A 12,179-nucleotide genomic window follows, 5' to 3' on the forward strand; every position below is an offset into this window, starting at 1 on the left:
TCAAAATTATTAAATGAATATTTTAATTCTTTCTGAAAAAGACAAATTAAGTAATAATCTATACCGCATTTGTGATGAGCGATTTATACATGTTAAAAATATTTTAAAATCTGAAATCGGTGATATTCTTGAAATAGGATTGTTAAATGTTCAACTCGGAAAAGCTAGGATAGTTTACTTAGATGAGAAAAAATTAGAACTCGAAATTATAGATTTATTCGATACAGAAAAAACTAAATTAAATATTGATTTAATTTGTGCTTTACCCCGACCACAAACTTTAAAGAAAGTTTTAGCAATTTCTGCAACAGTGGGAGTTAGAAATTTATTTTTCATTAAATCTGAAAAAGTTGAAAAAAGTTATTTTCATTCACCACTTTTATTTGAAGAAAATTATACAAAATATTTAGTTGAAGGATTAAGTCAAGGTAAGCAAATTTTTCTTCCCAATGTTTCATTTCATAATAGATTTAAAATATTTTTTGAAGATGAATTTCATTCAAATAATTATGATACAAAATTATTAGCACATCCTAATTCTGAAAATAATTTATTGAAATTTGATTTCAGCAATATTAATAATATTGTTGTTGCTATTGGTCCGGAAGGCGGTTGGAATGATTTTGAAATTAATTTTATGCAAAGTTTGGGTTTCAAAAAGTTTCTATTAAGCAAAAGTATTTTACGTGTTGAAAGTGCAATAATTTCTGCATTATCTCAAATTGAGTTAATAACAAAGCTTTAATTTTATGAAAATAATAAATAAAGACAATTGGAAAAGAAAGGAACATTATAATTTTTTTTCGCAATTTGAAGAACCTTTTTTCGGAATTGTAACAGAAATTGAATGCACTAATGCATATAAATTTTGCAAAGAAAATAAAATTTCATTTTTTGCTTATTATTTACACAAATCCATTCTATCAGTAAATCAAGTTACAGAATTAAGAACCAGAATTGTAAATAATGAAATCGTTTTGTATGATGAAATTCACGCAACATCAACAATAGCAAGAGCAGATGAAACCTTTGGATTTTCATTCATACCATTCAATTCCGATTTTAATATTTTCAATAATTATCTCAAGCAAGAAATTCAAAACGTTCAAAACTCCAGCGGTTTACGTTTAACTGAAAATTCAAAAAGATTAGATGTTATTCATTATTCACCGCTTCCGTGGATTAAATTTTCAGCTTTATCGCATGCAAGAAATTATAAAATGAATGATAGTGTTCCAAAATTGTGTTTTGGAAAAATGTATGAACAAAACAGCAAACTTATGCTTCCGGTTTCTGTCCATGCTCATCATGGATTAGCTGATGCTTTTCATGCTGCAAAATATTTTGAGTTGCTTCAAAATTATTTGATAAATAATGAATTGTAATAATAGTTAAAAAGAAATATTTTTCTAAAAAAGAAGAAAATTTATGGAAAACCTTTTTGATGGTGTTAAAGAATTTAATTCAAATGATTTTTTAGAACACAAAGATTTGTTTGCTGAACTTGGTAAAAAACAAAATCCCCACACACTTTTTATTGGCTGCTCAGATTCCCGACTTGTTCCAAATTTAATTACCAAAACTTTACCGGGAGAATTATTTGTAATTAGAAATATTGCGAATATTGTTCCCTATTACAGAGTATCACAAGAATTTGCAGCAACAACATCTGCTATAGAATATGCAATAAAAATTTTGAATGTAGAAAATATTTTGATTTGCGGTCACTCAAACTGCGGCGGATGCAATGCATTGTTTTTTGATGAACAACAATTTTCAGAAATCCCAAATACAAAAAAATGGCTAGAGCTTTCCAATTTAGTTAAACAAAAAATTAATAATATTCCCGAAATTCATTCTGATCATGCAAAAAGAGAATGGATGACCGAACAATTAAATATTGTTGAGCAAATGAAACATCTTTTAACTTATCCGTTTATTAAAGAAAGATTTAAGAAAAATGAATTGAAAATATTAGGCTGGTATTATATTATAGAAACTGGTGAAATTTTTAATTACAGCACTGAATCCAAACAATTTGAAAAAATAGAATAATTTAATTGGAGGAAAAATGAAAATTATATTTTTATTAATAATTGCTTTAACAACATTTGCTTGTAGCAAACCAATAGATAAAGAAAAAGTTAAAAACGAAATCGTTGAAACTGAAAAACTGTTTGAAATAATGTGTAAAGAAAAAAGTATTGAAGAAGCTTTTGAATTTTTTGCAGATGAAAAAGCAGTAATTAAAAGAGGAAATGATTCTTTAATTTCCGGCAAAGAAAATATTAAAAATTTCTACGGGAAAGAATTATATAAAAATGCAAAAGTGAATTGGAAGCCAGATTTTATTGATGTTTCTGATTGCGGTAATCTTGCATATTCATACGGAAAATATGTTTGGATAATTTCTAGCGATAGTTCAACAACCGAATACAATGGAATTTATACTACAATTTGGAAACGCCAATCAGATAAAAGCTGGAAATATGTTTGGGATTAATTTTTGTGGAAATCAACTTGGATAAAAAGGAACTTAAAAAAAAATATTTACAAAATCCTCCGGCAATGGGAATTTTTAAAGTGGAGAATTTGATAAACAAAAAAATTTTTATTGATTATGGATTAAACGTTAAAGGAAAAATTAATAGCTGTAAGTTTCAGTTGGATAATAATTCACATCCAAATAAAAGTTTACAAGAAGATTACAAAATTTTTGGAAGTGTGAATTTCTCTTTTGATGTTGTTGATATTTTAGAACCAAAAGAAAATGAAGCAAAAATCTATGTTGAAGAATTAAAAATTCTTGAGGAAATGTGGATAGAAAAACTTCAAAGTTTTGATGAGAAAGGTTACAATAAATTAAAAAGTTAGTTTAGGATTACGAAATATGAAAATTTTATTTTTATTTATTCTTGTTCAATTCTCAATTCTATTTGCTCAAAATGAAAAAATTGTAATTCTTGAAACTACAAATTGTAATATTGAAGGAAGTTTACTTTTTCCCTACAAAACTAACGATATTCCGGTTGCGTTAATTATTGCCGGTTCTGGACCAACAGATAGAGACGGAAATAATTCAATGATGAAAAATAATTCTTTAAAAATGCTTGCGTATGCATTGGAGGAAAATGGAATTGCATCTTTGCGTTATGATAAAAGAGCAATAGGAAAAAGTATTATCAATAATTTTGATGAAAGTAAATTAATTTTTGATGATTATGTTAATGATGTAAAAAGTTGGATTGACTTTTTAAATAATGATAGTTCGTTCAATAAAATAATTGCTATTGGTCATAGCGAAGGTTCTTTGCTTGGAATGATTGCATCTCAAAACACAAATGTAGATAAATTTATTTCAATTGCCGGAGCCGGAGAATCAGCAAATTTAATTTTAAGAAAACAATTGGCAATTCAACCTAAAGATTTTTATGAAACTTCTTTAAGTTATTTAGATAAATTAGAAAAAGGTGAAACGATTGAAAGTGTTGATCAAAATTATTATGCACTTTTTCGACCAAGCATTCAATCCTATTTAATTTCTTGGTTTAAGTATAATCCGCAAGAAGAAATCGCAAAACTAAAAATCCCAATTTTAATTTTGCAAGGAACAACGGATTTACAAGTAAAAGAAGAAGATGCTAATTTTTTGCATAAAGCAAATCCAAATTCCGAATTAATAATTATTGATGGGATGAATCACGTTTTAAAGGAAAGTGAAATGGATTTACAGAAAAATATGCAGACTTATTCAAATCCGGAATTACCTTTAAAGGATGGATTAATTGAATCAATTGTAGAATTTATAAAAAAATAAATTTTCTATTATTTACGGTTTAGCTTCTACAATTTTTCCTTTTGTTTCACCTAAATTTCTTCCCCATTTTGATATTTCATTTAAAATTGGAACTAGTGTTTTTCCAAATTCCGTTAAAGAATATTCAACACGCAAAGGAACTTCAGCAAAAACTTCTCTTTTTATTAAACCATCTTCTTCTAGAGATTTTAACTGTAAGCTCAACATTTTTTCAGTTATATCCGGAATTTGCTTTTTCAATTCCCCAAATCGGTAAGTTTTATTTTTTAAATACCACAAAACAATTGTCTTCCATTTTCCGCCAATATATTTCATTGTTAAATCCATTGCACAATGAAATATTTGTCCTTCAACATTAATAACAAATTCTTTTCCTTTTATTATCATTTTTTTCCTACTGTTAAAATTGACAGTTATTGCAAAAATAATAAACTATACTTAGATTAGCTACTATCATTTTTATAGTAAACGAAAGGGAAATAAAATGAAAATAACAGTTTTAGGAACTGGAGTTGTAGGACAAGTAATTTCAGAAAAATTAATAGAACTTGGTCATGAAGTTTTTATTGGAACAAGGGATATTAATAACACTTTATCAAAAACAAATAAGGATAATTTCGGAAGACCTCCTTTTTCAGAATGGATCAAAATTAATAACACAGCAAAATTGGAAAGTTATTCTACCGCCGCAAAATCAGGAGAATTAATTATAAATGCTGCAAACGGCTCTGGAACTTTAGATGCATTAAAACTTTGCGGTGAAGAAAATTTATCAGGCAAAATTTTAATCGATATTTCAAATCCGCTAGATTTTTCCAAAGGAATGCCGCCAACATTAACAATCTGCAATACTGATTCATTGGGAGAGCAAATTCAGAAAATGTTACCCAATTCAAAAGTTGTAAAAACACTAAATACTTTAAATGCATATTTGATGGTAAATCCCTCAATAATTTCCGGCGATCATAATTTATTTTTAAGCGGAAACGATAAATCTGCAAAAGAAGAGGTTATGAAATTGTTGATTTCATTTGGATGGAAAGATTCAAATATTATTGATTTAGGTGATATTACTACAGCTCGCGGAACTGAAATGCTTCTTCCAATTTGGATAAGATTATGGGGAGCTTTGGGAACTCCGGAATTTAATTTTCATATTGTTAGGAAATAAGAATGAAATAAATTGGCGGGTGTAAATATTACATTCGCCAAAAATATTTATTAAATATCTTCCACATAATTAAGATCATTGCCAAAAGTTTCTTTTAAATGATATGCAGAAACAATTGCAATAATTACGCTCAAAATTCCAACAATTAATGCGCTGTAAATCATTCCGAAAGATCCGCGTAAAAATTCAAACAAAAATGTTATTGGAACAACCGACCCGCGAATAAAATTGGGAACCGTTGTTGTTACAGTTGATCTGATATTTGTTCCAAATTGTTCCGATGCAATTGTTACAAAAACTGCCCAATATCCAATTGCAATACCGAGAGCAACACATAATCCATAAAAATATGTTGATGTAAAATTTGAAGAAAATAAATAAACCAAAATAAAAACAAATGTAAGTGTAATAAACATTATAATAATTTTTTTTCTGCTCTTTAAATACTGACTTAAAAATCCGCTTGCAAAATCTCCAAAAATTAATCCGATGTAAGTAAACATAATTGCTTGTCCAGCAGAAATATTATCTTTTGCTCCAAGAACTTTTCCAAACTCCGGCGAAAAAGTTATAAGCACACCAACAACGTACCAAATCGGCAATCCAATTAAAATGCAATTTAAGTACCTTAAAAATCTTTCTTTTGAAGTAAAAAGTTTAATGAAATTTCCTTTTGAAACATTAGAATCTTTAATTGTTTTATACATTCCGGATTCAAACATTTTAATTCGCATAACTAATAAAATCAATCCAAGAATTCCGCCGATTATATATGAAGTTTGCCAAGTAAAAATTTCCGCAACAATTGCAGCGCCAATTGCACCGCTAACTCCGATTGTAGCAACAATAGCAGTTCCGTAACCACGTAATTCTTTGGGAAGAATTTCACTAATTAATGTTACTGCAGCTCCTAGTTCTCCAGCTAATCCAATTCCAGCAAGCAATCTTAAGAAAGCATACATTTCAATATTTGTAACAAAAGCATTTGCAATATTTGCAATTGAGTAAAGAAAAATTGATCCGAATAAAACCGAAAGTCTTCCCTTTTTATCACCGTAAATTCCCCAAAAAATTCCGCCTATTAACATTCCAGTCATTTGCATATTTAAAAGAAAAACACCGTTTTTAATTAAACCTTCTCCGGCATAACCCAATTCTGTTAAGCTTGGAACACGAACAATTCCGAAAAGTATTAAATCATAAATATCAACAAAATATCCAAGCGCAGAAACAAGAACAGTTGTATTTAATACTTGTGATAATTTACTTTTATTTGATGTTTCCATATTAATTTTTTGTAAGATTGAAAATTGGTTGATAACATAAAACTTTTTTAGAATAAATGTTATTAAAAATTTATTTTATATTTAGTTGATTTTTTTTAGGTGAAATTTGAAATTAACCGAACATTATAACAATCTCTTTTCTGATTTTGTAAACAAACTAAAATTCTCAAATGTAGAAGTTGATAATCAACTTTTCTCCAAAGCTGATAATAGATATGGAATTACTCTTGTTATTGTTCCGCCGGAAATCGTTAAACAAAATATTCAACAATTTTTAAGTGAATTGAAAATCATTGAACCGGAGCAATATTATTACAGAAATTCTGATATTCACATAACTGTAATGTCTTTAATTTCTTGTTATCAAAATTTTAGTTTGGAAAAAATAAAAATTGAAGAATATTTAAGAGTCATAAAAAAAAGTTTAACAAATATTAAAAATTTCTCAATAGATTTTAAAGGAATTACAGCAACTCAATCTGCAATTATGGTTCAAGGATTTCCATCAAGTAATAATTTAAATATTTTGAGAAAAAATTTGAGAAAAGAGTTTGCTTTAACAAATCTTGAGCAATCTTTAGATAAACGATACGCAATACAAACTGCACACTCAACAGTTATAAGATTTCGAAATGAAATTCAACATAAAGAAAAATTTCTACAAATTTTAGAAAAATATAGAAATCATGAATTTGGAAAATTTGAAGTTGAAGAAATAATTTTTGTCGCAAATGATTGGTATCAGAAAAAAGAAAAAGTGAAAATTTTGGAAAAATTAACATTGGAAAAGTAAATGGATTTAGAAAAACTTAAATATCCTATTGGCAGATTTACAAAACCGGAAATTATAACTTCCGAAATGAGAAATGAATTTATTGATCTAATTAAAAATTTTCCTAATCAACTAAAAAATGAAGTTGAAAATTTAAGTGATGAACAACTTAACACTCAATACAGACCGGATGGTTGGACAATCAGACAAGTTGTTAATCATTGCGCTGATAGTCATATGAATAGTTTGATTAGATTTAAATTAGCATTAACTGAAGATACACCAACTATAAAACCTTATTTGGAAGATCGATGGGCTAAGTTGGAAGATAGTAAAAATTTTCCTATTAGTTCAGCTTTAAAGATGATTGAAGGAATTCATGAAAGATGGACTGCATTATTAAACTCTTTTTCAGAAAATGATTGGAACAAATGTTTTTATCATCCACAAAGCCAAAAAGAAATAAAGTTAGATGAAAACTTATCTATCTATGCATGGCATTGCAAACATCATCTTGCACATATTACGGAATTAAAGAAATCTAAAAATTGGTAGAAATTAATTGAAGAAAAAAAATGAATAAATTTAAATTACTTAGAAAATTTTTAACTCATATTAATCTTGAAAAAGAGATTGATGATTTTGAAATAATTCACAAAGCAATTGAGAAAGATATTGTCTTTAAAGGAACAAATTTATGGATTTTGGTTTTCGCAATAGTTATTGCTTCTGTTGGTTTAAATGTTAATTCAACGGCTGTAATAATTGGAGCAATGTTAATTTCTCCTTTAATGGGACCAATAAATGGAATGGGTTATAGCATTGCAACTTATAATTTTCCATTGCTTCGTCAAGCAATTAAAAATTTTACTTTTGCAGTAGTTGTAAGCTTACTTGCATCAACATTATATTTTACAATAAGTCCAATATATAGCGCACATTCAGAATTGCTTGCGCGAACAAGTCCAACAATTTATGATGTACTAATTGCATTATTTGGCGGTTTAGCCGGAATTGTTGCCATCAGCAGCAAACAAAAAGGAAATGTAATCCCCGGTGTTGCAATTGCTACAGCTTTAATGCCTCCGTTATGTACTGCTGGTTATGGACTTGCTTCCGGTCAATTTAATTATTTTTTCGGAGCGTTTTATTTATTTACCATAAATACAGTTTTTATTGCGCTTTCATCTGTTTTAATTTCACGAATACTAAAATTCCCTATCCGCACTATTGTAGAAGAAATTCATATGGTTAAAGTTAACAGATGGATTTCAATAATTACCACTCTAATCATAATTCCAAGTATTTATTTTGGATATAAATTGGTTCAGAATGAAAGATTTACTGATAATGCAAATAGATACATTCAAAATATTGGAGTTTTTGAAGGAAGTTATTTGTTAAAAAATGAAATTATTCCGGAAAGAAAATCAATAAAATTAATCTATGGCGGTAATCTTTTAAATGAAAACACAAAGAAAATAATTGCGGAAAAAGCTAAGGATTTTAAATTAAATGATGCAGAAATTAATTTTCAACAAGGATTTTCAATAAATCAATTTGATAAAAACGCTACCGAGGTTGAACAGTTAAAAACTGAAATTAATAGATTAAATAATACAATTATTCAGAATCAAAAATTCTTAGATACGCTAAACAATAAATCGAAATTAGGAAAAGTTTTACTTTCAGAAATTAATTCAATTTTTCCGGAAATTATATCATGCTCATATTTTGAAACACCTATACATAGAATAGAGAAAACGGATTCTGTAAATAGTCACTTTGTTATCCTTAAAGTAAAGAATAAATCAAAGCTTTCTAATGATTCGAAAAGAAGAATAACAAATTGGCTTAATTCAAGATTGAAGACTGATAAAATAGAGTTAATTTTTGAATAATCATCTAGTAGGAAATTAAATTTCGATTTTAAAAAAATATTTGGTTAACTTTATAAAAAAAGTAGAATATACTTTTTTAATTTAATTATCCGAAAATAAATTTAGAGAATTATGTCACATACCAAAGAATCTTGGGGATCGCGAGTCGGCTTAGTTTTAGCAATGGCCGGTAATGCAGTTGGATTGGGAAATTTTTTAAGATTTCCGGCACAAGCATCACAAAACGGCGGTGGCGCTTTTATTATTCCGTATTTAATCTCTTTTGTCGTAATGGGTTTGCCATTACTTTATATTGAATGGTCAATTGGAAGACACGGTGGAAAGTACGGACATCACTCAACACCCGGAATGTTCGACGTTATGGGAAAATCTAAATTCTTAAAATATATCGGCGTGTTTGGTTTATTTTCCAATTTAACAATAGCTGCTTACTACACTTATATTGAATCTTGGACTTTAGCTTATGTATTTCATTCAATTACCGGAACTTTTTTTGATGTGAAACCCACAGATTTTTTCCCAAGTTTTTTAGGTGTTCATGAATCGAGCATTTTTGCATTACCATATGAAGCTTTCTTCTTTTTTGTTGTTACCCTTCTTTTAAATGTTTGGATTCTTTCTCGCGGCTTGGCAAAAGGAATTGAAGTAGCTGCAAAAATTGGAATGCCATTATTAATTTTATTTGGAGTTATTTTAGTTATTAAAGGATTAACACTTGATACAACCGATCCGGGTGTTATTCAAGATCCTTTGGTAGGATTAAATTTTGTTTGGGAACCAAATTTCAGCGGATTGTTTAATCCTACAACTTGGCTTGCTGCTGCGGGTCAAATATTTTTCACGCTTTCTGTTGGCATGGGTTCAATTCACTGCTATTCAGCTTACGTTAAAGAAAAGCAAGATATTGCACTTAATGCTTCATCTGCCGGATGGATGAATGAATTTGTAGAAGTAGTTTTAGGCGGATCGTTATTAATTCCAATTGCAACAGCTTATCTTGGGCTTCAAGTTGTGCAAGCATCTACAGCTGGCGGTAGTGGTTTTGCATTAGGATTTTTAACATTACCAACTTTATTTAATAATTGGGGATGGTTTGCACCAATTGCCGGTGCAATGTGGTTTGGATTATTATTTTTTGCCGGAATAACTTCTTCTCTTGCAATGGGTCAGCCAATTTTGGCTTTCTTCAATGATGAATTTAAAATTCCACGTGAGAAAGGAGCAATCTTAACCGGTTTGGCAATTTTCACTTTGGGATTTATTTGTGTTTGGCTATATCCCGGCGGTTCGTTTGATGAATTTGATTTTTGGACGGGAACATTTTCACTTGTTGTTTTCGCACTTTTAGAATCAATAGTTTTTGCTTACGTTTTTGGAATTGACAAAGGTTGGGCAGAAATTACACGGGGTGCAGATATAGCAATTCCTAATATTTTTAAATTCCTAATTAAATACGTAACTCCCGTTTTTATTTCAATAATTTTTATTGGTGCTGCAATAAAACCAAATGTGGATTGGTCAATAGCAATTTCAAATTTATTTTCCGGCAACGGCTGGCAATTTGCCCCGGATAGTGTAATTGGTGTAATATTTCACGTTGGTGCAGAAAATACAAAATGGTTTATTAATGGATTACCGACAAGAATTTTTGTACAAGATTTTACAAGAGTTTTGTTGATGTTAACATTTGCGGCAATTGCATTTATGGTTCACAAATCTTGGAAGAAAAAGAAATTACTAAGAAATGGAGTAAATGAAAAATGAGTACTTCCGCTTTAATTATGATGTTATCAGCTTGGGCAGTAATTATTTTTTTTACGGTAAAATTTTTTCTTAAGATTTTGAAAACTCCGCAAAAAGAATAAATATTAATTATTTATTAGGAGGAATATTTAATTGCGTTGCCGATTGTAGACCTTTTGAGACTTCTGGAATAATTCCCAATTTAATATAAATTGGTTTTGTAAATTTTCTTATATGAGGTAATTTTCTGTAAAACCAAAATGCCGTAATTAAACTTATAATTCCCATTAACAAAACAGTATTTGATGCACCAATTTTTCCAGCTAGAGTTCCTGCAAGCAAGCTTCCAAGCGGAGCAGTTCCCATAAATGACATAACATACAGACTCATAATTCTTCCGCGTTTATCTTCATCAACAATTGTTTGCAATAATGTATTTGCGGAAGCCATCTGCGTCATCATTCCCCAGCCGATAAATATCATTAATGGAATTGAAAAATATAATGATCTCGATTGTGAAAAAAATATTAACCCAAATGAAAAAACTGTTGTAGCAATAACAATAATTTTTCCTAATCCCAAAACAGTTTTACGCGAAGCTAAATAAATTGCACCAATAAAAGCTCCTATGCCGATTGCTCCAAATAAAAATCCTAAAGTACTAGCGTTTCCTTGTAAAATATCTTTGGCAAAAATGGGCATTAAAACTGTGTAAGGCATTCCAATTAAACTCAAAACTGCAATCAGCAATAACAAAGTTCTAATTGGAATAAAATTGAATGCGTAAACAAATCCTTCCTTAATTCCTTTTAATAATTTCTTATCTGAAATTTGTTTTTCTATATTTTCAAATTTCATCAACATTAATGCTATAATAACCGCAAAATAGCTTATCGCATTTATTAAAAAACAAATCCCTTCGCCAAAAGATGAGATAATAAATCCAGCAACAGTTGGTCCAATCAATCTTGAGGCATTAAACATTGATGAATTAAGTGCAATTGCGTTTGGTAAATCATCTCTGTGTTCAACTAAATCAATTACAAAAGATTGTCGCGTTGGCATATCGAATGCATTTATCAATCCGTTAAAAATTGCAAGAAAAATTATATGCCAAATTTGAATAATATTTGTTAGTGTTAAAAAAGCCAAAATGGCAGCTTGAATTAAAGCTAAAATTTGTGTTGATAAAATTATGGAATGTTTATTATATCGATCGGCAAAAACTCCGGCAAACGAAGCAAAAATAAATGTTGGAACTTGTGCCGAGAAACTTACCAATCCTAATAAAAATGGAGAATCTGTTAATCTGTAAACAAGCCAACCAAGAGCAATTTGCTGCATCCATGTACCAATTAGAGAAATTCCTTGTCCGCCAAAAAATAATCTATAATTTCTTGATTTAAATGCGCGCAATATATTTTTTATTGTGGGAGAATTCTCAAACATTGATATTCTAAAGACGTAAATTTTATTTTTATCAAAAAAT

The 12,179-nt window shown here is 29.0% G+C and carries 14 protein-coding genes; 11 read left to right on the top strand and 3 right to left on the bottom strand.

Annotated features, from left to right (window positions below; translation table 11 throughout):
- The first annotated feature begins 13 nt into the window (after positions 1–13).
- From IPM32_03475 to IPM32_03500, 6 genes are read left to right on the top strand one after another with little or no spacing between them, the layout of a single operon-like run.
- Positions 14–745 (top strand): RNA methyltransferase, encoded by a 732-nt coding sequence (locus IPM32_03475; GenBank protein ID MBK8944311.1) that lies wholly within the window; start codon positions 14–16, stop codon positions 743–745.
- Between the two features lie 4 nt (positions 746–749).
- Positions 750–1,385 carry a chloramphenicol acetyltransferase gene (locus IPM32_03480; GenBank protein MBK8944312.1) on the top strand — a complete coding sequence of 212 codons (636 nt, stop codon included), beginning with the start codon at positions 750–752 and terminating at the stop codon, positions 1,383–1,385.
- A gap of 43 nt (positions 1,386–1,428) precedes the next feature.
- Positions 1,429–2,055 carry a carbonic anhydrase gene (locus tag IPM32_03485; GenBank protein ID MBK8944313.1) on the top strand — a complete coding sequence of 209 codons (627 nt, stop codon included), beginning with the start codon at positions 1,429–1,431 and terminating at the stop codon, positions 2,053–2,055.
- A gap of 16 nt (positions 2,056–2,071) precedes the next feature.
- Positions 2,072–2,503: a nuclear transport factor 2 family protein gene (locus IPM32_03490; GenBank protein ID MBK8944314.1), complete on the top strand. Its 432-nt coding sequence runs from the start codon at positions 2,072–2,074 to the stop codon at positions 2,501–2,503.
- A 5-nt stretch (positions 2,504–2,508) separates the two neighbouring features.
- Complete coding sequence (locus tag IPM32_03495) at positions 2,509–2,874, top strand: GIY-YIG nuclease family protein (protein ID MBK8944315.1); 366 nt, start codon at positions 2,509–2,511, stop codon at positions 2,872–2,874.
- 16 nt (positions 2,875–2,890) lie between these two features.
- Positions 2,891–3,817 carry an alpha/beta hydrolase gene (locus IPM32_03500; GenBank protein MBK8944316.1) on the top strand — a complete coding sequence of 309 codons (927 nt, stop codon included), beginning with the start codon at positions 2,891–2,893 and terminating at the stop codon, positions 3,815–3,817.
- Between the two features lie 12 nt (positions 3,818–3,829).
- On the opposite strand, the gene IPM32_03505 is transcribed toward IPM32_03500, so the two are convergent.
- Entirely contained in the window at positions 3,830–4,204 is a 375-nt protein-coding gene (locus IPM32_03505) for a helix-turn-helix transcriptional regulator (protein MBK8944317.1), read from the bottom strand.
- 97 nt (positions 4,205–4,301) lie between these two features.
- Here IPM32_03505 and IPM32_03510 point away from each other — a divergent pair, with 97 nt between their 5' ends.
- Positions 4,302–4,988, top strand: a complete 687-nt coding sequence (locus IPM32_03510; protein MBK8944318.1) for an NAD(P)-binding domain-containing protein — start codon at positions 4,302–4,304, stop codon at positions 4,986–4,988.
- A 50-nt stretch (positions 4,989–5,038) separates the two neighbouring features.
- Here IPM32_03510 and IPM32_03515 read toward each other — a convergent pair whose 3' ends face one another.
- Positions 5,039–6,274, bottom strand: coding sequence for an MFS transporter (locus IPM32_03515; GenBank protein ID MBK8944319.1), 1,236 nt, complete (start codon positions 6,272–6,274; stop codon positions 5,039–5,041).
- A 106-nt stretch (positions 6,275–6,380) separates the two neighbouring features.
- On the opposite strand from IPM32_03515, the gene IPM32_03520 reads away from it, so the two are divergent.
- From IPM32_03520 to IPM32_03535, 4 genes are all read left to right on the top strand, one after another.
- Positions 6,381–7,067, top strand: coding sequence for a mutarotase (locus tag IPM32_03520; protein ID MBK8944320.1), 687 nt, complete (start codon positions 6,381–6,383; stop codon positions 7,065–7,067).
- On the top strand, positions 7,068–7,601 hold the full coding sequence (locus tag IPM32_03525) for a putative metal-dependent hydrolase (protein MBK8944321.1): 534 nt from the start codon (positions 7,068–7,070) through the stop codon (positions 7,599–7,601).
- Between the two features lie 20 nt (positions 7,602–7,621).
- Positions 7,622–8,947 carry a DUF389 domain-containing protein gene (locus tag IPM32_03530; protein MBK8944322.1) on the top strand — a complete coding sequence of 442 codons (1,326 nt, stop codon included), beginning with the start codon at positions 7,622–7,624 and terminating at the stop codon, positions 8,945–8,947.
- A gap of 111 nt (positions 8,948–9,058) precedes the next feature.
- On the top strand, positions 9,059–10,711 hold the full coding sequence (locus IPM32_03535) for a sodium-dependent transporter (protein MBK8944323.1): 1,653 nt from the start codon (positions 9,059–9,061) through the stop codon (positions 10,709–10,711).
- 108 nt (positions 10,712–10,819) lie between these two features.
- On the opposite strand, the gene IPM32_03540 is transcribed toward IPM32_03535, so the two are convergent.
- Entirely contained in the window at positions 10,820–12,139 is a 1,320-nt protein-coding gene (locus tag IPM32_03540) for an MFS transporter (GenBank protein ID MBK8944324.1), read from the bottom strand.
- Between the last annotated feature and the right edge of the window lie 40 nt (positions 12,140–12,179).

It is taken from the genome of Ignavibacteriota bacterium (genome assembly GCA_016716225.1).
Lineage (GTDB): Bacteria > Bacteroidota > Ignavibacteria > Ignavibacteriales > Melioribacteraceae.

Excerpts from the sequence above, each read along its gene's own strand:
- IPM32_03475 (MBK8944311.1), top strand. The coding sequence starts at position 14 with ATGAATATTTTAATTCTTTCTGAAAAAGACAAATTAAGTAATAATCTA.
- IPM32_03480 (MBK8944312.1), top strand. The coding sequence starts at position 750 with ATGAAAATAATAAATAAAGACAATTGGAAAAGAAAGGAACATTATAAT.
- IPM32_03485 (MBK8944313.1), top strand. The coding sequence starts at position 1,429 with ATGGAAAACCTTTTTGATGGTGTTAAAGAATTTAATTCAAATGATTTT.
- IPM32_03490 (MBK8944314.1), top strand. The coding sequence starts at position 2,072 with ATGAAAATTATATTTTTATTAATAATTGCTTTAACAACATTTGCTTGT.
- IPM32_03500 (MBK8944316.1), top strand. The coding sequence starts at position 2,891 with ATGAAAATTTTATTTTTATTTATTCTTGTTCAATTCTCAATTCTATTT.
- IPM32_03505 (MBK8944317.1), bottom strand. The coding sequence starts at position 4,204 with ATGATAATAAAAGGAAAAGAATTTGTTATTAATGTTGAAGGACAAATA.
- IPM32_03510 (MBK8944318.1), top strand. The coding sequence starts at position 4,302 with ATGAAAATAACAGTTTTAGGAACTGGAGTTGTAGGACAAGTAATTTCA.
- IPM32_03515 (MBK8944319.1), bottom strand. The coding sequence starts at position 6,274 with ATGGAAACATCAAATAAAAGTAAATTATCACAAGTATTAAATACAACT.
- IPM32_03525 (MBK8944321.1), top strand. The coding sequence starts at position 7,068 with ATGGATTTAGAAAAACTTAAATATCCTATTGGCAGATTTACAAAACCG.
- IPM32_03530 (MBK8944322.1), top strand. The coding sequence starts at position 7,622 with ATGAATAAATTTAAATTACTTAGAAAATTTTTAACTCATATTAATCTT.
- IPM32_03535 (MBK8944323.1), top strand. The coding sequence starts at position 9,059 with ATGTCACATACCAAAGAATCTTGGGGATCGCGAGTCGGCTTAGTTTTA.
- IPM32_03540 (MBK8944324.1), bottom strand. The coding sequence starts at position 12,139 with ATGTTTGAGAATTCTCCCACAATAAAAAATATATTGCGCGCATTTAAA.